Source organism: Streptomyces sp., assembly GCF_036566765.1.
GTDB lineage: Bacteria > Actinomycetota > Actinomycetes > Streptomycetales > Streptomycetaceae > Streptomyces.
Genome location: NZ_DATCVQ010000371.1, coordinates 1 through 18,177, shown reverse-complemented (window position 1 = coordinate 18,177; position 18,177 = coordinate 1). Strand labels below are relative to the sequence as shown.

Below are 18,177 nucleotides of genomic sequence, written 5' to 3'. Positions count from 1 at the left end.
CTCCTTGAGGGTTTGTGAGGGTTCAGCCGCAGGTTAGCCGAGGAGGCAGAGATCGAGCAGCGGATCCAGGTCAACCTCGACGAGGCCGTCACAGGTTCGCGTCGCATCGGCGGGCGGATCAGGGAAGGACGTCGTCGGCTCCGGTTCTGGATCCGGGGTCGGCTGCTGCGTCGGCGGCGGGGAGGCCGTGGGGGTGACGCTGGCCGGCGGGCCGACGTCACTGCCGGATGGGTCGGGCCCGGCTTCCTCCGTCCGTACGGGGGGCCGTGTGCGCCGCACGGACGGGGTGGCAGATGGCGTTGCCCGCGGCTTGGACCGTGTGGGCTCGGGCCGCGGCGGGGCGACGGTCGCGGCCGGGAGGGGCCGCGCGACGGTGCGAGTCGGACGCGTTTTCGGGCGTGTCGGCTCTTGGGTGGCGCGGGTCTTTGTGGGGCGGGGCTTGGGTGTGGCGGTGACCGTGATGGGCGGCGCCGGCGGCAAGGTGACGACTCGGTGCGCAATCACGGGCGAGGCAGGGCGCCCCCTGTCGGGCAGGACCGTCTCGGTGGCGACGATGGTCGCCGAGGTGGCAACGGCGGCGGTCCCTGCTATCGCGAAGGCGAGTTGGCGACGCGTTGAGCGCTGCACCCATTCGATGATCGACCCGATGCCGAGGATGGCGCCGAGCCATACGATCACTTTCTTGATTGCGTTCTTGGCTGTGGGGTCGTCGATATTGACGATCACGATGGGGTTGTCGTCGTCGCCGGTTTCGACGGACATCGCGGCGATCTCTGGTTCTAGCCGCTCGCGCCGGTATTGCTGAACGTTGTCGTGCTCCTGCCCCGGATCGTTCACGTCAAGTCCCGCGCCCGCATGGCGGTTTCGCGGATGCACCGCCATACAGCGGCTTCCCGTTCCGGGTTGCGTTTCCCTAGGGGGTGCAGGCTGACTTTGATCGTCATGCCGTCGTAATAGACGATCGCGAGCCGGTCGGCTCCCTTAGGGGCCCGCATTATCCGGGCGATCTGCTCCGGGACGTGGCTACCGTCGTCACCGATGCTGGCCTGGCGTCTGGCCTCGTCGAGGGCGAGTTCCGTGTAGACCACCATCTCTGCGAGGGCGCGTTCGCGGGCGGATGCCCGCTCTTGGCGTCGGACGAGCCGGAGTGCCTTTCTGACCAGGTTGTTGTAGGACGGATCGGACAATGGAGCGTCGTTGCTCGGGGACGTCATCAACGCCCGCACCTCCCCTGGATGCGTACTTTGTGCTGTCCCTCGCCGTTCTGAGCTGTCGGGACCTTTATGTGACGCCTGAGTCCCGTGAGCGGTCTATACCTTCGAGTGGATTGTGGTCGTTCTGTAACAAGATGTTTCGGGCTTGTCCCGATTTCGGCGAAAAGTTCCAGCCGCGTCAGGCACCCCGCTGTTGCCGACCGTCATTTCCAGAATCCTGATCACGATCCATAGTGATCGCGTCGACCTTCTTGTTTAGTTGCCGGATCTCTTCCTGCAGGGAGGCGAGGTACTGCAGCATCGCGGCCTCTGCGGGGGAAGGGTCTTCGATGCCAGCGAGATCGGGTGGGACGGCGCGGGCATCCTTAGCTGCCTGAATGTCTCGCAGTACATCGGCAGCATCGCTTCGTCCGGCCTCTTCCAAGAGGGCTGGCGAAAGCCCGACGACGTTGGCCATGCGAGCGACCGTTTCCTTCGGCCCGCGGACGGGCGCATAGACCCCCGCGCTGATGGTTTGGTAGCCGCTGACGATTTGCCGCCAACGACCTTCGCTGATGCCGGCTGCGGCGGCGGCGGAGCGGGCGGATAGGCCGGACTTCGTGAGCGCAGCCTTGAGGAGGGTGCCCTCGGGGGGAGGGTCCGGTCGCTGACTCATGTTGACTACCTTCGCATTCCTTCGCACCCGTGTCCAGTCAGGACTACATGTCGAACAGTGATTGAAGCCTTGACCATGCGCCCTGTGGTGCGAAAGCGACTGAAGTTACTCCGTGCGAAGGGTTGACCCTTCGCATTACTTCGCACTACCTTCGCATCATGTCGAACGCACCGATCCGGCATCGCAAGCCGCCCAAGGACCCGCTTGACCACGAACCCGAAGCCGTTCGGTACGCCCGAGAGATGTCCGGCCTGAGCAAGACCGCGCTCGCCCAGCGGATCGGCAAGTCCGTCAGCCTGGTCAGCGAGATCGAGTCCGGCACCCGCAATGCCACGCCAGAGGTTCTTCGGCTCCTCGCCGACGCCCTGAACTGCCCCATCGTGGTGCTCCAGCGGAGCCGGGAGTCCGCGTGACTCCGCCGACCCGCTACAACGTGCGCCAGGCCGCGAAGCTCGTCGGCAAGAGCCCGTCCTGGATGTACCAGAAGGGCGCCGCTGGCCAGATCCCGCGCTCCAAGCTGGGCCACCACGTCTGGTGGACCGAGGCGCAGATCGCCGAGATCCTCCGGTCCGCCGAACAGCCTGCCAAGCCGAGCGAGAAGCCAAAGCCCGAGCAGAAGCGCCAGCAGCAGCCGCCGCGACGGCAGGCGCAGCCCAAGCGCCAGCCCGCACAGGCCGGCCGGAACTCCAAGATTCCGCAGGCCGACTTCGGTGTGAGCCGCCTGCACCGCGCGGACGCCTGACATGACTGTGCCCCGGTCATGCGACGACCGGGGCGGCGGGAGGACATCCCGCACACAACCTACCCCCATCACGGAGGACGCCCGAAATGACCGTCACTCAACGCTTCAACCGGAGCATCGAGGCCGCGTTCCTGCTCGCCCGGATCCTGCGGGCCATCGACGACGCGATCGAGTACGCCGCCGAGATCGTCGCCCCCTGAACGTCTGTGGCCCCGCCGGAGCACCCCGGCGAGGCCGTGACCACCCGCTCAAGACCGAACTGACTGATCGACAAGAGAGCAGGTAGCAATGACCACGGTATACGACCCCTTCAGCTACGCCGAGTTCGCCGTAGAGATCCGCGACGGCGAGACCCTGATCGGCCGCACCGTACCCAGCCAGAACGCCGACGACGCCAAGCGGGCACTGGGCAAGCTGACCTACGCCTACCAGGACTCCCGCACCGTGTGGCGGCCGGACCCGGTCGCCGAGTGGATCGAGATCGACCAGGACGGCCTGGACCGGCTCGCCTACCAGCGGACCGCCGCGATCGTGTCCTTCCTCATCGGCGAGGGCCCCGTCCGGGTCAACTGGTCGCTGAGCAGCAGCAGGCCGAACCGCGTCGAGGGGCATTGCGTCACCGATGGGGATCCGCGTGAGGCGCTGCAGGCGTACGCGGACCTGCTCGGCGGCAAGGTGACCGAGTCGCCGCACCTGGAGGGCAGGGTCAAGCTGACGGCCGAGGGCACCTATCACGGTCTGGCCGTCGAGGTGTGGGACCTGGTCACGCGCGAGGCCGAGCAGGACGCCGAGGTGTCCGCGTGAGAGGCGTCCCGATGTCCGGCCCGTCCCTGGTGGTGGGCGACACGCTCGTCATGGGAGACGGGCGCGAACTGCTGATCTCCAAGCTGATCCCGGCGACCAGCGGCGACGCCATCGCGCTGGGCCGGCGTGAGATCGTCTCCGGCTCCTGGTCGATGACGGTGGAGGGCGCCGAGCAGGTCTGCGTGTTCCCGCGCCACGGCGTGCTGTACCGGCCGGCCGAGCAGGACGGGCGGGTGGCGTCGTGAGAGACGTGCTGCCCGAGGTTTCCGCCCTGCCCGCCGAGTACCAGGTGAGGTTCACCGGCCTGGACACGGCCGGTCGGAACCGGCCGGTCACCCTGTCCGGGATGGACCTCGGTGAGGCCGTCGAGACGTGCGACCACACCCAGGCCAACCAGGAGGCGTACCAGCTTCCGGTGGACGCCTGCATCTGGTGCCGGATCGACGGCGGTCCGTGGCACCCGTGGGCGGGTGAGGGCCGGTGACGACCGCGCGTCTGATCGTGGGCGCCCGCCCTTCCGTGGTGGAGGTCGCCGTCCTGCGCGTCCCGGCCGGCGCGGTCGCGGCCGTGGAGCACCCGTACGGGGTGCGCGAGTACGAGCCGGAGTTGCGCGACGTCGAGGCGTGGGCCGTCGTGCCTGGCAGCCCGGACACTCTGGGATGGCACGCCGTCCCGTGCTGGTACTACACGCTGGCTGGCATCCGGAACGGGCGTCTCAAGCTGGACCGGCAGGCGTGGCACGCCGCCGCGAAGCTGCTGCGGTCGGAGCCGGTCATCTACGTGCGGCACGAGAAGCAGCTCTACTTCGGCTCCTGGCGGTGGACCGCCGTGTCCGCCTCGACCGTGAGCACCATCGATCAGGTGGAGGCCAGCGCATGAAGGGGATCGACCTTCAGCCGCTCGTCTTTGAGCGGGCCGTTCGGGAGATCGAGGAGTACTGGGCGCGAGGCGGCGACAGCTTCCACCCGTACGAGAAGACCTTCGCCATCGCGGGCACCGAGCACGACCAGCTTGTCCCTGAGGGGATCGAGAACCCGTACTGGGAGCTGATCCGCCGCATCCCATCCCTCCGTGACGTCACATGGCGCGGTGTCACCCCGTACGGGCACACAATCGGGTTGGACGTCGGACGCACGATGCTGGTTGGCACCTACGCCTGGTCCATCCCGAGTCCCGGCGACATCGCCTGGGTCGCAGGGCTTCTCGACGGGCGCAAGCTGGTCGAGGTAGGTGCCGGTTCCGGCTATTGGGCCTGGCAACTCAGCCAGGCTGGCGTGGACGTGGTCGCCTACGAGCCGAACCCCGCCACCGAGAACAGCTTCGTCGCCGTGCTGGAGCCGTACGCTCCGCTACTCAGGGGCGACGCCTCCGCCGCTGCGAGGCATCCGGATCGGGCGCTGTTCCTGTCGTGGCCGAACTACTCCGAGCCGTGGGGCGCCCACGCTCTCGCCTCCTACGCAGGGGATCTCCTCTTCTACGTGGGCGAGGGGGAGGGCGGATGCTGCGCCGATGATTCCTTCTTCGAGTTGCTCAACGCCGAGTGGAGCGAGATCGGAGACAGTCCGCACCACCGCACGTGGTGGGGGATAAACGACCGACTGACGGCCTATAGGCGGGCCCGATGAGCCGACAGTGGACGCTGGAAGAGCGCTTCTGGTCCAAGGTCGATCGGCGCGGGCCGATCGCGGATGGCGGCGCCCACCTTGGGCACTGCTGGCTGTGGACGGCGAGCAAGGCTGACGGATACGGGAAGTTCTTCCTCAACGGTCGGCTGATCTACGCCCATCGCGTCTCGTATGAGATGGCCAACGGCCCGATTCCCGACGGCCTACAGATCGACCATCGGTGCCACGACCCGGAGGTCTGCGAGGGCGGGCGCTGCGTTCATCGATCCTGCGTTAATCCGGCGCACCTCACGGTTGCCACGCCGCGCCAAAACTCGCTTCGGAGTAACTCGATCAGCGCTGTGCATGTCACGGCGACGCACTGCCCACAAGGCCACCCGTACGACGAAGAAAACACCTATATCAATCCTCCGACCTGCAGACCAGGGCGCGGTTGTCGGAAGTGCCGCGAGGCTGCCAACCGCCGAACGGCAGAGCGCCGTCGCCTGGAGCGGCAGAACAAGAAGGCGAGCCAATGAAGGCATCGAACATCAACTGCCGTCTGACTGCCTACCGCCGCAAGTCGGGCGGCGCGTCATGACAGGCCGCTGGTGGACGCGCACCGCCGCAGCCCAGCGGCTCGGCAAAACGCTGGACGAGATCGAAGCGCTCATCGGCACGGGGGGCCTGATCCTGCATTCCATCGTCGGCGACCACGAGGTCATCTCCGAGGCGTCGATCGAGGACTACGAGCGCACGCACCCGAAGCCGGCCTTCACGCCGTGGACCCGCGCCGAAGACCCCGAAGCGTTCGCGGACCGAGCGCATGACGACACCCCCAGCGACGAGGGAGACAACGAGCAGTGACCACGACCGAGACCGAGCGCAACCCGCTGCTCGACCTGCTGAAGCCCTTTTCCGAGGAGATGGTCGGCAAGCTGCCGCGCATCATCTGCCCGGCGTGCTCGCGTAACCGCGGCTCCTGTGACGAGCACAAGAAGGCCCAGTGCGGAGAGTGCGGCGCCTACACCACGCCCCGTCACATCCACCTCGACTACGTGGGCCACGCGGACGTGACGCGCCGCCTGATCGAGACGGATCCGGAGTGGTCGTGGGAGCCGGTGGAGCGGGATGTGGACCCGCAGATCCTCGCCGCCGCCATCGCGACTGGCAACCCGGACATGGTCAAGACCGTTCTGGACGCCGCCCCGCCGAAGTTCGACGTGGACGAGCGCGGCAACCCCATCGGCTTGTGGATCTACCTGACCGTGCTCCGCGTGAGAAGGCACGGATACGGCTCGTGCCCCGGCAACCAGTCCGACCCCGCCAAGGTGCTCATCGGCGACGCGCTCCGCAACGCGGCCATGCGGTTCGGTATCGCGCTGGATCTGTGGGCGAAGGGCGACCGTGCGGACCCGTCCGCCGAGAACGCCGTTGCCGCCCCCGGCCGTCGTGCGCACCAGGCCCGCCAGCAGGGGCGCCCTCAGCAGCAGCGGCAGCAGGCGCCGCCGGCGCAGCCCGCCCAAGTCGATGAGAAGTGGGTCATCGACTTCCAGAAGCGTCTGCACGAGGCCAGCGCTGACCAGATCGGCCCGCTCAAGCAGGAGGTGCTCGACAAGTTCAAGGCGCGGGCCATCGACCCGAAGACCGGCAACGAACTGATGGACGCGATCAAGACCCGTCAGTCCGCGCTCGATGAACAGGAGGCGGCGTGATCGCCTTCGAGGTCGAGCCGGAGAAGCCGCCCGAGGGTGGCGACTTCCTGAACTGGCTGGAGGAGCGGGATCGCGCCATCACTGAGTGCGCGTCCCGCCCTTCGGGGCACCGCTGGCAGATCGAAGGCGAGCCCGGCGAGGAGCCTTTCCTGTCGTGTCAGGACTGCCCGGCGGGCGGGGACGACCTGTTCCCCGACATTCACGTCTACCTGACCTGCGACGAGCCCGAAGTGATCGGCGATCGGGAGGTCCCGTGGGGCCGCCCGCTACCGGACGACATGGAGCCGTACGTGATCCCGGTCAACCTCCGCATCGAGGCGCGCCCGTACACCTCCCTCAACTTCATCGGCACCGAGTACGACATCGAGATCCGGATCACCGAGCGGGACGGAGAGAGTGCGTGAGTGACCTGACCCCGAAGGACGCGCGCCTCGTCTTCGCACTGCTGAAGATGCGCCAGGCGCAGATCTCCGCCGCGGTGAAGTACGTGCAGCCGTTCACCGAGCAGGAGCCCGGCGACAAGAACGCCGCCAAGCTCGGAGCGGCCCGTCTCGGCAAGGTCGCCATGACCGAGCCTGAGGTGAAGGCGATCGTCGTCGATCGGGAGAAGTTCGCCGCCTGGGTGCAGGAGACGGCCCCGACCGAGGTCGAGCACATCCCGACGGTGCGGGCCGCGTACGAGATGAGACTCCTGGCGGAGGCGCTCGCCGCAGGCGCCCCGGTGGACGCTAACGGGCAGGAGATCCCCGGCGTGGAGCTCGGGCCGGGCGCGTCCCCGTCGCAGCGGTTCTACCCCGACGAGGGGGCGGAGCGGTTCCTGGACGTCGTCGAGGCGGCGGACCTGCCCGACATTGACGGCATCGACTTGGCGGCGCTGCTCGGCATCCGCCGCGCAGCCGACTCCGAGGGCGGCCAGTCATGACCGTCTTCGAGAAGCGCGAGGGCGGCTTCCAGTTCATCGAAGAGGGCGAGGTGCTCACCCCTCCCGAGACGGACCGGTTCCTGCGCCTGCTCAACAACGAGCTGGTGAGCGCCGGGCTGGCGGTCCGTAGAGCGAGGCGGGTCGAGCTGGACCGCTTCATGGAGTACTCGGCCGCCCGTAAGTCTCACGAGCTCGACCCGGACTGCCCCGAGGTGGGGACCGGCGCCGGCAAGGTGACGGCGAAGGCGGAGGAGGCGTGGTTCGAACGGCGTATCCCTGAGCCGTACTGGGCGTGGAAGAACGCCGTCCTGGATCGGCAGAACGCCGCCGCCTACATGAGCCAGGTGAGCAAGCAGGTCGAGATCATGCGCTCTTTGAACAAGAACGCGAACGACCACTTCGGCACCTACCGCGGGGGTGGCAAGTGAAGCGCTCGCCGATGCCCTCTCGCCGCACCCCGCTGGCTCAGGGCAAGCCCCTGGAGAGGAAGACGCCGCTGCCGCGCGGTGGCGGGTTCAAGCCAGCCGCCAACCCGCCCAAGCCGAAGGCGTCCAAGCAGGCCAAGACGAACCGTGGCCTGGATGCGCTGAAGGCTCAGGCTCGCCGGCGCGACGGCAATACGTGCGTGGTGTGCGGGGTGTTCGTCGGCGACGGCGGCAACGTCCACCACCGGCGCAACCGGGGGATGGGCGGGTCGAGAGCGGCGAACGTCATCTCGAATCTTGTGACCGTGTGCGGCACTCCCGCGAGCGGATGTCACGGCACCCTGACCGTCCGGCCGTGGGAGATCGACGCCGAGTGGAACGGGTGGGTGCTGCCGACGAACGGCAACCAGGACCCGGCCACGGTGCCCGTCCTGGTGGCGTGGCTCGGATGGTGTCTGCCTCTCGCTGACGGCTCGTGGCGGGTTCTCGAAGCGCGGGAGGTGGCGTCTTGAGCGTCATCGACGTGTGGTGCCCGTCCTGCGGCGCGGTCCGCCCTCACGCCGCGAACGACGAGCTGGTGGCGTGCACCGGGTGCGGCGCGGTCCGCACCGACCTGGGGGAGGGGCTGGCGGTCGCGGCGCTGACGGTGGCTGAACTGCCGCCCGTGGCCGACATGCGGCCCTGCCCGTGGTGCCGCGAAACCAAGGCTGTGGGTCACGACTGCCCGGCCGGCGCGGTCGGCTGCTCCGAGCGGGAGCCGGACAACAGCCCGTGCGGCGCCTGCCAGGCGTGCATCTCCGCGATGACCGCAGATCTTGGCCGCCGTGCCGAGTTCGAGTACGGCTCACCCTCTGACCTCTACACCCCCTGAGGAGGCGTCCCGTGATCATGCCTACCCCGAAGGGCTGCGGCGGCTGTGTCGCCCGCGTCCTGGCTGCCGTCCTGATCGGTGTAGCGGCTGCCGTAGCAGTCGCGTGCGCCGTCGTTGCCATCTACGCCTAGGAGCCCCTCGTGACCGACGTGAACGGCCTGTACGAGGTCAACGACCGAGAGCCCGACGAGCCCGAGCAGGAGCCCGTCTACCGTCTCGACCAGATCGCGGGCGCGCTTGCCGCCTACCAGCGCGGCCGGGACCCCCGCGAAAACCTCGACGACTTCGAGAGGTCCGACGCCGACCAGGCCGAAAGCTTCCTGCTCGACGTAGCGGTGCCGCAGATGCTCGCGCAGCTTCGCGAGTGGGAGGCGCTGCCTACCCGCGAGGAGTGGGCGGTCACGGGAGGGCCGAACTTCCCGGACGTGCCTGGCGGGCCGTCGATCTGGCCGGACGCGGGCGTGATCGCGTACGTCAAGCGGCATGCGGCGGCGCGGTTGTGGCGGCGGATGCTCTCGGTGCACGCGTACGAGCCGATCTCGCCTGACGGCCCGTTCTGACCTTCCCCCCTCCTCCCGCCTGTACCCGACCGCTCGGGGGCCGGGTACAGGCGGGAGCCCCCCAGACGAGATGCGAGACGAGAAGGAAGGAGGAGGCGGGTGTCAGTTCGGGATGCGGCGGCGGATCTCCGCCAACAGCACGTCGGTGTCCACGTCGGACAGGTCCACGGTCGTGCCTTCCACTGCCGCTTTCGTGTCAGCGAGGACACCGGCCAGGCGGAGCGCTTCGCCGCGATCGATGCCCAGCGCGTCGGCGACGGCGAGCACCGTTCCCGGCTGGGGTGCCCGGGGCTGGGTCTTCCAGGTGTCGAGGGTGGAGCGGGCGACGCCGCTCTTTTGGTGCAACTGCGACTTGGTCATTCCGCGCGTCTTGAGCGCTGCCATGACGGCGGCGTGGAAGGGCGCGGCGGGGGCTCGGTCGCTCACATTTCTTTTGTAGCGCGATGTAGCGAGTCGTCTTGCTACTTGCGCATGCATATCGTGTAGTGAGTATGATGAAGTTGTAGGTAGACGCTACAAACCCAAGGGGGTGAAGCCACGTGTTTCTATCCATGAGGCAGGTATGTGACCTGCTCAACCGGTCCCGCTGGAAGGTGACCGAACTCATCCAGGCCGGCGAACTCGACGCCCACAAAGGCCCCGAGCGCAACGCCCACTACCGGATCACCCGGAGATCCGTGGACCGCTACATCGAGCGCCACATGATCAGCGTCGGCGGTGGCCAGTGAGCGAGATCGAGAAGTTCCGCTTCCCGGTCACCGGCCAGGAGGTCCGCTCGATCGTCATCGACGACAACCCGTGGTTCGTCGGCAAGGACGTCGCAACGATCCTCGCCTACACCAACACCCGCAAGGCGATCAAGGACCACGTTCCTGCACGTCACAAGGGGGGTAACGAAACGTTCCCCCTCGCTGATCTGGGGCTGGACCCGCAGACGGTCCTCATCTCCGAGGCGGGCCTGTACCGGCTCATCATGCGGAGCAAGACGCCGGTCGCCGAGCAGTTTCAGGAGTGGGTCACTAACGAGGTTCTGCCGTCGATTCGCAAGACGGGCGCTTACGCCGTCGCGGGCGCTGTACCTGTTGCGATCCCCGAGGACTACTCAGCCGCGCTTCGCCGCCTCGCCGACGAGCATGACGCCCGCGTGCTGGCGGAGAACCAACGGGACGCTCTGAAGCCTCTCGCTGAGGCGTACGCCGACCTGATGGAAGCGGACGGCACGTTCGACTGGGCCGCCGTCGCGCAGATCTTCGCCCGCATCACGGGCGGGCTCGGCCGGAACAACTTCCTCGACCTGCTGCGCGGCGACGACGTGAAGATCCTCAAGTCGAACAACACGCCCTACCAGGTGAAAGACCTGGACCGCTACTTCAAGGTCGTCCCGCACAAGGGCGGACGCAAGGCCGACCCCACCACGCGAGTCACCCCGGAAGGACTCGACTGGCTGCGCAAGCGGCTCGTCAAGCACTTCAACCACCAGCCCGGACTGTTCGCCATCGGGGAGATCGCATGACCGACAAGCCCACCTTCAACGACCTGTGCCCGTACCCGGACCGGGTGTCCGAGGTCACCGCCGAGAAGCTGGCCCGCTACAACGCCATGGTTGGCCTGCACGAGCACTACCTGCGCATGAAGCTGGACGGTCTCGTGGACGGGCACGCCTGGAAGGCGGCGCTGCACAAAGCCCGCACCGGGTGGGCTGTCTCGTTCCTGCTTCGCCAGCTCATCAAGCACGCCGGCCCCGAGGTCGCCGACCTGGCTGCGCAGCGACTATGGCTCGACTGGGACGACACGCAGGACGTGGAGCAGGAACTCGCCACTTGGGTGTCCGCCGCCGACATCGACCCGAAGGTCCTCGACGAGATGGCGAAGGGCTCGTACGAGAACTATCAGGCGCTGAAGGCGCACGTGGCCGGGCTGTCTTCGCCGTGGGTCCACGCCAACCAGCCTGAGCTTCCCCTTGAGGGCGGCGTCTGATGGCCGCCTACGACACCACCTTCACCGGTGAGATCACGATCACCCCGCCGCTGCCGTGGAGCGCCATCCACGACAGCCCGTTCGTTCCCGACTCGCGAGGGTTCGCCGACCGGGACTGCAAGTTCCGCCTCGACACGGCGACGGTCGAGACCGACGAGGGGACGCTGACCCGCAAGCAGGCGGTAGCCGTCACCTGCACCTACGACAACCCGTGCGGTGCCTACGACATCGTCGAGCACCTGCAAGAGCTGATCGACACGCACGGCGAAGGCCGGACGTTCGCCGGCTTCATCGAGGCAGACGGCGCGAACGCGGGCGACCTGTGGCGTCTGACCGTGATCGACGGGCGGGCCATCCGGGTTCAGCCGCGCATCGTCTGGCCCGACATCCCCGCCTGACCTTCTCTCTGCTCGCCCTCTGGGGCGAGCCGTACTCCCAACCCGAACATCAGCACCAACAGGAGATCGTTTTGAGCACCACGGACCAGATTCTCGGGTCACCTCTCGATCACTTCACGCCCGACCCGCTTCCCCTCACCCCGACCTACGTCAAGTACATGCAGGACCGGGCCTCCCACTACGACGAGGACATCGCCAAGCTCGACAGCCACGAGGCGTGGCTGCTCAAGGAGCTGACCGCCTGCCGCGCGGTGCGGGCCCGGCTGGCGGACACCAGGGAGCGCTACCTGCACGACCTGGGCCCGCAGAACGCCGCCGTCTCCGAGCAGCCGGTGTGGCCCGTCGCCGCCGGAGAGCGCGGCCAGACGGCGGAGAAGTGCCCCAGGTGCGGCGACCCGATGTTCATCACCAAGCACGGCTTCGTCCACGAGATCGACGGGGATCAGGGGCTGCTGTGGGTCGGCGCTGCCGACTGGTGCCAGCAGCCGGCGACTTCCGGGACCGGCGAGTCGTGACCCGCCTGCTGTCGCCGCACAGCGGCTTCCGCTACCGCCGCAAGGGCAGCGTGACGGGCTGGTCGGGCATGGCCGCCATAGCGGCTCTGGAGCCTGTCATCCCTGTCTTGGACTTCACCCGCCCCCGGACTTCTGCGGCGTCGCTGGAGCTGTGCCCGCCGCCCGCCGAGGTGGCCCTGTACGCCATCCCTTCCCCGCGTTACACGCGCCCCTACTCCCCGAACGGAACCGCAGCATGAGCTACGAGACCCGCGCCTACGACAACGAGCACGGCGACCCCGTCGTGGTCCTGGTCACGACCGGGACCCATGACGTGTCCCGCTTGGTGAATCTGCTGGCCGGTAGCCGAATGGCGCTGTGCGAGCACATCGGCGTGTCGGAGGAGATCCTCCGGCGAGTGAAGCGCCACGACGGCGGGCGGGCGGCGCTCAAGCTGCTGGCCGCGCACGGCGGTCCCGACCTCGGCAAGATCCCGGCGAAGTACACCGCGACCGGGATCGGCACCACGACCACGGACGCTACCGGTGAGGTGATTCTCAACATCGAGACCGCTGATGGCCGCGTGGACATCGAGTTGGGGACTGAGTTCGCCGAACCGCTGGGACTCCTGCTTCTCGACGACCCGGCCCACAGCGACGGCGCGTTCTGCCCTGACGGCGACGAGGTTGGTGCCGCATGAGCGAGATCACCCCCGAGAAGGTCGCGAGGTACCTCGCTATCGGCCATCGAGGAGCGGTCGGCCATGGAGGCCGCTACGTGGTGTCCGGCTACGAAGGGCGCGTCGTCCACGCCGAGGTGGTTGAGGGGTCCGAGCGGCGGCAGTTCCGGGCAGTCGTTGTCGAGGGCGAGACGGTCCCGGACCTGGCCGAGGCTTCCCGCCTCAAGGCCCGCCTGGACGCTGCCGAGTGGTGCATGAGGCAGGCGCTCGCCGCCCTTGAGCACGAGGAGGCCCTCTACCTCCTCAACCGCTACTTCGCCGCCGCTGAGGCCGCTCAGGCTCAGACGGGTGGTGCCCAGTGAGTCGCTTCGACTCGGACTCCTTCCGGTTCGGCCTGTACTTCGCCCTGTTCGCCTGGTCCGTCAACGAGGTTCTGACGGGCTCCGACACCCGCGACTGGGTGTTCTACGCCAACGTGGTTCTGACCGCCGTGTTCGGCGTGATGGCCGTGCACACCGGGCGGGAGATCGCCAAGCCGCGTGGGGCCGGCAAGCCCGCCCACATCGACACCAACGGCCCGTACGCGCACCTGAAGTGCTCCGGCTGCGGCCAGCATCTGGTCTGGGTCGAGGGCGACCACGACCTCGACCGACTGTCCGCTGTCCGGGACTCCCACGAGTGCTCGGCCGAGGCCGCTCAGGCGGAGACGGAGCGTGCCCTGTGACCTCCCGTCTCTGGTACGCCTACGCCGCCGCTATCGGCGCTGCTGCCGCCATCCTCGTGGCGGGCACCGTGTGGTTCGTGGCCACCCTGCCGTCGCCCCGAGCCGGAGGCGCCGAAGTGGTGACCATCCTGGCCGGCGCCCTTGCCACGCTCGTGCTGGCCCGCGTCTCGATCGCCTTCCACCAGAGGGGCAAGGCAGCCGACGAGCGCCCTGGGGGTGCCGAGTGACCGCCCGCACCTCGTGGAAGGACCGCAAGCTCGGCGGTTCGGGGCTGCTGGCGATCGGCTGCCTGGTCGCCATGTTCGCTTCGGCTGCTTCGTGTGCGGCCATCGCGTTCAGCGACCCGGACCCGACCGGCCCAGTCGTCCCTAGCCCTGCTTCTCGCGGACTGCGGGACGCGGCCGAGGTCGTACACCTGACCGTGGACGGCCGGTCTGTCACCTGCATCTACGTGGAGGGGCAGCGCGAAGGTGCTCTCTCCTGCGACTGGGGGTCCAAGCCGTGACCGACCTCGACCAGAACGCCGCGCTTTCCTCCTCACGGCTCGAAGAGATCCGCGACCTGAACGTGGACTCCTGCTCCGCTGGCGCGCCCTACAACCCGGACGTGTGGACGCTGGAGAAGGCCCGGACGGACCTGCTGGCTCACGTGGACAGCCTCACCGAGACGGCCTACAACCAGGCCCGCATGCTCTCGGAGATCACCGACGCGTGCGTGGCAGTCGAGGGTGACGCACTCCGACATCGGACGCAGGTGGCCGAACTGAGCGCCGAAGTGCAGCGCCTCAAGGCCGCCCTCGCGAAGGAAGAGGAGACGTCGGGCGGGCTTATTGACGAGCGCGACCACATGGAGAAGCTGCTCGACACGTTCGCCTACACGCTCGCCCCCGAAGAGGTGATCGGGGAGCACTCCTCCGGCAACGACCCGTGGCAGAACGCTCTCGACCTGGTCACGTCAGTGGCCGAGGTGGACCGCCTCCGCGACCTCGCCGCCGAGAGGGACCAGGCGGTGGCTTCCGCTCGGCACTTGGCCGGCGCGATGGCGAAGGTCGGCCCCGCCCTCCTGGAGGCACTGCGTCTTGCTGCTGCCGGTGACGCCGCCAGTGCCGCCGCTGTCCTCGGAGACGTCGCCCCAGAAGGGGTGGAGGAGGGCGGTGAGGTCCGTGGCTGACGCGATCCTGCTCATCTCCGCATTCGTCGCCCAAGCCGCCCTGAACGCGCTCGTGTGGTGGAAGTGGGGCCGCGACCTGAAGGCCCACAACGTGCATCTCGCCTGGCAGGTGGCCCGCCTCCTACGCGAGCAAGCCCGGGTCGCGGGCGAGCGAGACGCCGCCCACCGCGCCTGGGTGGCGGCCGAGACGGAGAACGAGAGCCTGCGCGCCCGCAACGACATGCTGACCGGCCTGGTCGGAGGTGGCGGGTCGTGATGTTCACCGCAGACCAGGCGTTCTGGATGGCCGTCTTCGTGGGAGTGGTCGGGATCGGCCTCGGCTTCCTGATCGCCGCGAGCTTCCGGTCCTCCCGCCGGTCCCGCCCCTCCGTGGAGGAGATGGCAGACCCCGCCTACAACCCAGCCCTGGACGACACGGAGCGGACCTTGAGAGATGCCCTCGGTGCCGAGGCCGACGCGCTCGCCGACTTCTGGGAGAGCCGGGAGGACAGCCGGTGACCGCACTCCGCTTCTGGCTCGGCTTCGTCGGCTGGTCTGCCGACACCCTGCTGGAGATCCCTCTCCACGCCGTACGCCGGCTACTGGCCGCACAGGACCGTGTCGAGGACGCCCGAGACGTGTTCGAGGAGGTGGCCTGAGATGGCCAGTCAGGAGAAGTGCCGCAGGCCCGGCTGTACCAGCCTGGCCCACGCCCACACCCGCGGCTATTGCGAGTCGGACTATCGCCGGAAGATCCGGATGGGAATCTATGGCTGGGTGGACCCGAGTGACGCGAAGGCCCACGTGGCGAAGCTGCGTGACCTGGGTTGGACGTGGGGGCAGATTGCCGCCGCGGCCGGGCTGTCCACCTGTGTGGCTTACCAGCTAGGGACTGGCAAGTCGTTGCACCTGCGGTCGGAGTCGGCCGCCGCCCTCCTCGCGGTACCGCTGGCCCCGGTTGACTCTCACCGGGGTATCGACTCGACGGGCACCCGCCGCCGCGTGCAAGCGCTCGCCTGGATGGGCTGGCCGGCGTCCGAGGTGGCTCGCCGGGCGGGCACCACGGTGGGGACCTTGCAGACGTTGATCCTTCCATTCCGGCGAATCTCGGTGGCGATGGCGCGCCGCGTAGCCGCGGTCTATGACGCGCTCTGGCAGACGCCTGGCCCGTCGAAGATCGCCGCGGGTAAGGCGCGTTCGCTCGGCTTCGTCCCTCCGATGGCGTGGGACGACGACACCATCGACGATCCTGCCGCCACGCCGGACCTCGGGCAGAAGGTGCGCCGGACGGACGCGCTTGTGGAGGACGCGCACGAACTGATCAGCGAGCAGGGCCTTTCGCTGGACGGCGCAGCTCGGCGCCTTGGCGTCACACCGGGCTACCTGCGCGGGATCCGCAAGAGCGTCCGCCCCGCGGAGGTGGTGTAGATGGACGACCTCCGCTCCTGCTGCCAGCAGGTCCTGCTGGACCACTACTCGGACTGCTCCGCGCGCCGCGGCTTCGGCGCCGGCCCGGCGCCTGAGGTTCGCGTCACCCGCTACGAGGTGTCCTGCCTGCCCGCCGATCACCCGGACGCCATCCTGTTCACGCTCGTCATCGAGTACCGCGGCAAAAGCCGGTGGGCGGTCACCCTGCGCGGCGCCTCCTACGACGCTGACGGCAACCACTCGTGGGGTCCGCCCGGCGACAAAGAGCCCGAGACGCCGGAGGAGATCGCTGCGGACAACGCCGCTCGTGACGAGTGGCTGAACCGGCACCGCTTCGACGAGAAGACCGCGCTCGACCTTGCTGCCCGTCTCGCGCCGGCGCTCCACTACCGCGGCTACACGGTCGCTGACGCTCTCACCCAGGAGGAGTCAGATGCCTGACTGCCTGATCTTCCGCGAGGTGTGCCAGGACGCTCCTGCCCGCTGCTGGGCCCCGTCCTGCCACCTCTCCCGGACGAGTCCGAACGGATCCGGAACGGAGACCAACGATGGCGCTTGAGCCGTACTGGAGCGACGACACCTGCTCGCTGTACGTCGGCGACGTGCGCGACGTGCTGCCGCAACTCGACATAGCCCCGGCGGCCTGCGTCACAGATCTCGTCTTGGCGGTGAACGCCCGATGAGCCTGGTCCCTCTCTTCGCTGATGGCGCCGCCGAAAATTCCGCTAAGCCGCGCACATGCTCGAACTGTGGGGCGACAAGTGGCCACTTCCGAAGGGGGTGGTGCCAGGGCTGCTATCTGCGTTGGTACAAGGCCGGCCGACCTGAAAGCGGACCGCCCGCGATCAAGAATGATGCCCTTGAGAGATGGCGCCAGGTGCCAGAGGTCGCTGCGGGGCGGGAGCCGAGCGACTTAGACGTGGGCACAGCCGGAGAGCACCTCGTCTGCGCTGATCTCCTGCTCAGCGGCTTCAACGCGTTTCGCACCGACCAGAACTGCGCGTACGACGTTGCCGTTGACCTCGGTGGCCGGCTTATTCGCCTGCAGGTGAAGTCCACACGGGGCCCGAAGGCCATCCCGCAAAGAGAGACGAACATCCCCGCTTACCAGTGGCACGTCCGCCGAGCCGGCAAGGGGGGCCGCCGAAATTATGGAGAAAACGAATTCGATCTCCTTGGCCTCGTCGGCTTGGACATTCGCCAGGTCGCTTATGTCCCGCCATCGCTCAAGCGCACCGTGATTCAGATCCGGCCACCTGGATCAACGGTCGGAAAGCAGTTCCGTGACTACCCGTTCGCGCGAGCCCTTCACGAGATTGGGGTGACCCCGTGAAGCCGTATTTCGAAGCCAATGGCGTAACCCTCTACCTGGGAGACTGTCGCGATGTCTTGCCGACGCTGACTGAGCGGCCCGTGGCATGCGTGGCTGACGTTCCGTACGGCGAAACCGCGAACGACTGGGATGTGTGGCCGGACGGCTGGGTCGACGCCGTGTCGACCGTCCTGCCGAAGTCGGCGTCGCTGTGGTGCTTCGGGTCGGCCCGCATGTTCATGGACCGCCGCGACGACTTCAAGGCATGGAAGTTCGCCCAGGAGGCGCTGTGGGTGAAGCGCAACGGCTCCGGCCCGACCTCGCGTGACCGGCTGGTGAAGCTCCACGAGTGGGCCTACCACTGGTATCGCGGGCGCTGGAGCGACTTGCACCACGAGTGGGAGCGGGAACGCGTCGACGCCAACAAGGGCACCGTCCGCAAGCAGTCTCGTGCCGCCGAGCACCAGCGCAGCGGCCGAGAGAACGCCTGGCAGGACGACGGCA

Annotated in this window: 40 protein-coding genes; 36 read left to right on the top strand and 4 right to left on the bottom strand. The window is 68.1% G+C overall.

What is annotated here, in order from left to right; translation table 11 throughout:
* Positions 1–33: 33 nt before the first annotated feature.
* From VIU94_RS21620 to VIU94_RS21610, 3 genes are all read right to left on the bottom strand, one after another.
* Positions 34–837 carry a hypothetical protein gene (locus VIU94_RS21620; protein ID WP_331913497.1) on the bottom strand — a complete coding sequence of 268 codons (804 nt, stop codon included), beginning with the start codon at positions 835–837 and terminating at the stop codon, positions 34–36.
* Entirely contained in the window at positions 834–1,214 is a 381-nt protein-coding gene (locus VIU94_RS21615) for a hypothetical protein (protein WP_331913496.1), read from the bottom strand. Before VIU94_RS21615 ends, VIU94_RS21620 begins: the two co-directional genes overlap by 4 nt.
* A 178-nt stretch (positions 1,215–1,392) precedes the next feature.
* Positions 1,393–1,869, bottom strand: a complete 477-nt coding sequence (locus tag VIU94_RS21610) for a hypothetical protein (RefSeq protein WP_331913495.1) — start codon at positions 1,867–1,869, stop codon at positions 1,393–1,395.
* 158 nt (positions 1,870–2,027) lie between these two features.
* Here VIU94_RS21610 and VIU94_RS21605 point away from each other — a divergent pair, with 158 nt between their 5' ends.
* The 16 genes from VIU94_RS21605 (at position 2,028) to VIU94_RS21530 (ending at position 9,512) form a co-directional block, all read left to right on the top strand.
* Positions 2,028–2,282, top strand: a complete 255-nt coding sequence (locus VIU94_RS21605; protein ID WP_331913494.1) for a helix-turn-helix domain-containing protein — start codon at positions 2,028–2,030, stop codon at positions 2,280–2,282.
* Positions 2,279–2,611, top strand: a complete 333-nt coding sequence (locus tag VIU94_RS21600; RefSeq protein ID WP_331913493.1) for a helix-turn-helix transcriptional regulator — start codon at positions 2,279–2,281, stop codon at positions 2,609–2,611. The genes VIU94_RS21605 and VIU94_RS21600 overlap by 4 nt, the downstream gene beginning before the upstream one ends.
* Positions 2,612–2,899: 288 nt before the next feature.
* Positions 2,900–3,415, top strand: a complete 516-nt coding sequence (locus VIU94_RS21595; protein ID WP_331913492.1) for a hypothetical protein — start codon at positions 2,900–2,902, stop codon at positions 3,413–3,415.
* Complete coding sequence (locus VIU94_RS21590; RefSeq protein WP_331913491.1) at positions 3,412–3,660, top strand: hypothetical protein; 249 nt, start codon at positions 3,412–3,414, stop codon at positions 3,658–3,660. The genes VIU94_RS21595 and VIU94_RS21590 overlap by 4 nt, the downstream gene beginning before the upstream one ends.
* The gene (locus VIU94_RS21585; protein ID WP_331913490.1) at positions 3,657–3,899 is read left to right on the top strand and encodes a hypothetical protein; all 243 of its coding nucleotides are present in this window, start codon (positions 3,657–3,659) and stop codon (positions 3,897–3,899) included. Before VIU94_RS21590 ends, VIU94_RS21585 begins: the two co-directional genes overlap by 4 nt.
* Positions 3,896–4,294 carry a hypothetical protein gene (locus VIU94_RS21580; protein WP_331913489.1) on the top strand — a complete coding sequence of 133 codons (399 nt, stop codon included), beginning with the start codon at positions 3,896–3,898 and terminating at the stop codon, positions 4,292–4,294. Before VIU94_RS21585 ends, VIU94_RS21580 begins: the two co-directional genes overlap by 4 nt.
* On the top strand, positions 4,291–5,040 hold the full coding sequence (locus VIU94_RS21575; RefSeq protein ID WP_331913488.1) for a class I SAM-dependent methyltransferase: 750 nt from the start codon (positions 4,291–4,293) through the stop codon (positions 5,038–5,040). Before VIU94_RS21580 ends, VIU94_RS21575 begins: the two co-directional genes overlap by 4 nt.
* The gene (locus tag VIU94_RS21570) at positions 5,037–5,558 is read left to right on the top strand and encodes an HNH endonuclease signature motif containing protein (protein WP_331913487.1); all 522 of its coding nucleotides are present in this window, start codon (positions 5,037–5,039) and stop codon (positions 5,556–5,558) included. The genes VIU94_RS21575 and VIU94_RS21570 overlap by 4 nt, the downstream gene beginning before the upstream one ends.
* Positions 5,559–5,616: 58 nt before the next feature.
* Positions 5,617–5,886 (top strand): hypothetical protein, encoded by a 270-nt coding sequence (locus VIU94_RS21565; RefSeq protein ID WP_331913486.1) that lies wholly within the window; start codon positions 5,617–5,619, stop codon positions 5,884–5,886.
* Positions 5,883–6,734 (top strand): hypothetical protein, encoded by an 852-nt coding sequence (locus VIU94_RS21560; RefSeq protein ID WP_331913485.1) that lies wholly within the window; start codon positions 5,883–5,885, stop codon positions 6,732–6,734. The genes VIU94_RS21565 and VIU94_RS21560 overlap by 4 nt, the downstream gene beginning before the upstream one ends.
* A complete protein-coding gene (locus tag VIU94_RS21555) occupies positions 6,731–7,138 on the top strand; it encodes a hypothetical protein (RefSeq protein ID WP_331913484.1) in 408 nt (135 codons plus the stop codon). The genes VIU94_RS21560 and VIU94_RS21555 overlap by 4 nt, the downstream gene beginning before the upstream one ends.
* Entirely contained in the window at positions 7,135–7,656 is a 522-nt protein-coding gene (locus VIU94_RS21550; RefSeq protein WP_331913483.1) for a hypothetical protein, read from the top strand. The genes VIU94_RS21555 and VIU94_RS21550 overlap by 4 nt, the downstream gene beginning before the upstream one ends.
* Positions 7,653–8,084, top strand: coding sequence for a hypothetical protein (locus VIU94_RS21545; protein ID WP_331913482.1), 432 nt, complete (start codon positions 7,653–7,655; stop codon positions 8,082–8,084). Before VIU94_RS21550 ends, VIU94_RS21545 begins: the two co-directional genes overlap by 4 nt.
* Before the next feature lie 11 nt (positions 8,085–8,095).
* On the top strand, positions 8,096–8,593 hold the full coding sequence (locus VIU94_RS21540; RefSeq protein ID WP_331913481.1) for an HNH endonuclease: 498 nt from the start codon (positions 8,096–8,098) through the stop codon (positions 8,591–8,593).
* Positions 8,590–8,952 carry a hypothetical protein gene (locus tag VIU94_RS21535; RefSeq protein ID WP_331913480.1) on the top strand — a complete coding sequence of 121 codons (363 nt, stop codon included), beginning with the start codon at positions 8,590–8,592 and terminating at the stop codon, positions 8,950–8,952. The genes VIU94_RS21540 and VIU94_RS21535 overlap by 4 nt, the downstream gene beginning before the upstream one ends.
* Before the next feature lie 140 nt (positions 8,953–9,092).
* A complete protein-coding gene (locus VIU94_RS21530; protein WP_331913479.1) occupies positions 9,093–9,512 on the top strand; it encodes a hypothetical protein in 420 nt (139 codons plus the stop codon).
* A 102-nt stretch (positions 9,513–9,614) separates the two neighbouring features.
* Here the strand turns inward: VIU94_RS21530 and VIU94_RS21525 are convergent, their stop codons facing one another.
* Positions 9,615–9,896 carry a helix-turn-helix domain-containing protein gene (locus VIU94_RS21525; RefSeq protein ID WP_331913478.1) on the bottom strand — a complete coding sequence of 94 codons (282 nt, stop codon included), beginning with the start codon at positions 9,894–9,896 and terminating at the stop codon, positions 9,615–9,617.
* A gap of 167 nt (positions 9,897–10,063) precedes the next feature.
* Between VIU94_RS21525 and VIU94_RS21520 the strand changes: the two genes are divergently transcribed.
* The 20 genes from VIU94_RS21520 to VIU94_RS21425 all read left to right on the top strand — a co-directional run.
* Positions 10,064–10,240: a helix-turn-helix domain-containing protein gene (locus VIU94_RS21520; protein ID WP_331913477.1), complete on the top strand. Its 177-nt coding sequence runs from the start codon at positions 10,064–10,066 to the stop codon at positions 10,238–10,240.
* Positions 10,237–11,025, top strand: coding sequence for a phage antirepressor (locus VIU94_RS21515; RefSeq protein ID WP_331913476.1), 789 nt, complete (start codon positions 10,237–10,239; stop codon positions 11,023–11,025). The genes VIU94_RS21520 and VIU94_RS21515 overlap by 4 nt, the downstream gene beginning before the upstream one ends.
* Positions 11,022–11,489 carry a hypothetical protein gene (locus tag VIU94_RS21510; protein ID WP_331913475.1) on the top strand — a complete coding sequence of 156 codons (468 nt, stop codon included), beginning with the start codon at positions 11,022–11,024 and terminating at the stop codon, positions 11,487–11,489. Before VIU94_RS21515 ends, VIU94_RS21510 begins: the two co-directional genes overlap by 4 nt.
* Positions 11,489–11,887, top strand: a complete 399-nt coding sequence (locus VIU94_RS21505; RefSeq protein WP_331913474.1) for a DUF6205 family protein — start codon at positions 11,489–11,491, stop codon at positions 11,885–11,887. The genes VIU94_RS21510 and VIU94_RS21505 overlap by 1 nt, the downstream gene beginning before the upstream one ends.
* 71 nt (positions 11,888–11,958) lie before the next feature.
* Positions 11,959–12,402 carry a hypothetical protein gene (locus VIU94_RS21500; protein ID WP_331913473.1) on the top strand — a complete coding sequence of 148 codons (444 nt, stop codon included), beginning with the start codon at positions 11,959–11,961 and terminating at the stop codon, positions 12,400–12,402.
* On the top strand, positions 12,399–12,641 hold the full coding sequence (locus VIU94_RS21495) for a hypothetical protein (protein ID WP_331913472.1): 243 nt from the start codon (positions 12,399–12,401) through the stop codon (positions 12,639–12,641). The genes VIU94_RS21500 and VIU94_RS21495 overlap by 4 nt, the downstream gene beginning before the upstream one ends.
* Positions 12,638–13,081 (top strand): hypothetical protein, encoded by a 444-nt coding sequence (locus VIU94_RS21490; RefSeq protein WP_331913471.1) that lies wholly within the window; start codon positions 12,638–12,640, stop codon positions 13,079–13,081. The genes VIU94_RS21495 and VIU94_RS21490 overlap by 4 nt, the downstream gene beginning before the upstream one ends.
* A complete protein-coding gene (locus VIU94_RS21485) occupies positions 13,078–13,422 on the top strand; it encodes a hypothetical protein (RefSeq protein ID WP_331913470.1) in 345 nt (114 codons plus the stop codon). Before VIU94_RS21490 ends, VIU94_RS21485 begins: the two co-directional genes overlap by 4 nt.
* Entirely contained in the window at positions 13,419–13,784 is a 366-nt protein-coding gene (locus VIU94_RS21480) for a hypothetical protein (RefSeq protein ID WP_331913469.1), read from the top strand. The genes VIU94_RS21485 and VIU94_RS21480 overlap by 4 nt, the downstream gene beginning before the upstream one ends.
* Complete coding sequence (locus VIU94_RS21475) at positions 13,781–14,011, top strand: hypothetical protein (RefSeq protein WP_331913468.1); 231 nt, start codon at positions 13,781–13,783, stop codon at positions 14,009–14,011. Before VIU94_RS21480 ends, VIU94_RS21475 begins: the two co-directional genes overlap by 4 nt.
* Entirely contained in the window at positions 14,008–14,289 is a 282-nt protein-coding gene (locus VIU94_RS21470) for a hypothetical protein (protein WP_331913467.1), read from the top strand. The genes VIU94_RS21475 and VIU94_RS21470 overlap by 4 nt, the downstream gene beginning before the upstream one ends.
* Positions 14,286–14,954, top strand: coding sequence for a hypothetical protein (locus VIU94_RS21465; RefSeq protein WP_331913466.1), 669 nt, complete (start codon positions 14,286–14,288; stop codon positions 14,952–14,954). Before VIU94_RS21470 ends, VIU94_RS21465 begins: the two co-directional genes overlap by 4 nt.
* Complete coding sequence (locus tag VIU94_RS21460) at positions 14,947–15,210, top strand: hypothetical protein (RefSeq protein ID WP_331913465.1); 264 nt, start codon at positions 14,947–14,949, stop codon at positions 15,208–15,210. Before VIU94_RS21465 ends, VIU94_RS21460 begins: the two co-directional genes overlap by 8 nt.
* The gene (locus VIU94_RS21455; RefSeq protein WP_331913464.1) at positions 15,210–15,452 is read left to right on the top strand and encodes a hypothetical protein; all 243 of its coding nucleotides are present in this window, start codon (positions 15,210–15,212) and stop codon (positions 15,450–15,452) included. The genes VIU94_RS21460 and VIU94_RS21455 overlap by 1 nt, the downstream gene beginning before the upstream one ends.
* Positions 15,449–15,592, top strand: coding sequence for a hypothetical protein (locus tag VIU94_RS21450; protein WP_331913463.1), 144 nt, complete (start codon positions 15,449–15,451; stop codon positions 15,590–15,592). The genes VIU94_RS21455 and VIU94_RS21450 overlap by 4 nt, the downstream gene beginning before the upstream one ends.
* A 1-nt stretch (position 15,593) precedes the next feature.
* On the top strand, positions 15,594–16,361 hold the full coding sequence (locus VIU94_RS21445) for a hypothetical protein (protein WP_331913462.1): 768 nt from the start codon (positions 15,594–15,596) through the stop codon (positions 16,359–16,361).
* Positions 16,362–16,802: a hypothetical protein gene (locus VIU94_RS21440; protein WP_331913461.1), complete on the top strand. Its 441-nt coding sequence runs from the start codon at positions 16,362–16,364 to the stop codon at positions 16,800–16,802.
* Between the two features lie 107 nt (positions 16,803–16,909).
* Positions 16,910–17,044, top strand: coding sequence for a hypothetical protein (locus tag VIU94_RS21435; protein WP_331913460.1), 135 nt, complete (start codon positions 16,910–16,912; stop codon positions 17,042–17,044).
* Positions 17,045–17,280: 236 nt separating this feature from the next.
* Complete coding sequence (locus tag VIU94_RS21430; protein ID WP_331913459.1) at positions 17,281–17,694, top strand: group I intron-associated PD-(D/E)XK endonuclease; 414 nt, start codon at positions 17,281–17,283, stop codon at positions 17,692–17,694.
* An 89-nt stretch (positions 17,695–17,783) separates the two neighbouring features.
* A partial coding sequence (locus VIU94_RS21425) for a DNA methyltransferase (protein WP_331913458.1) occupies positions 17,784–18,177 on the top strand: 394 nt, incomplete at its 3' end.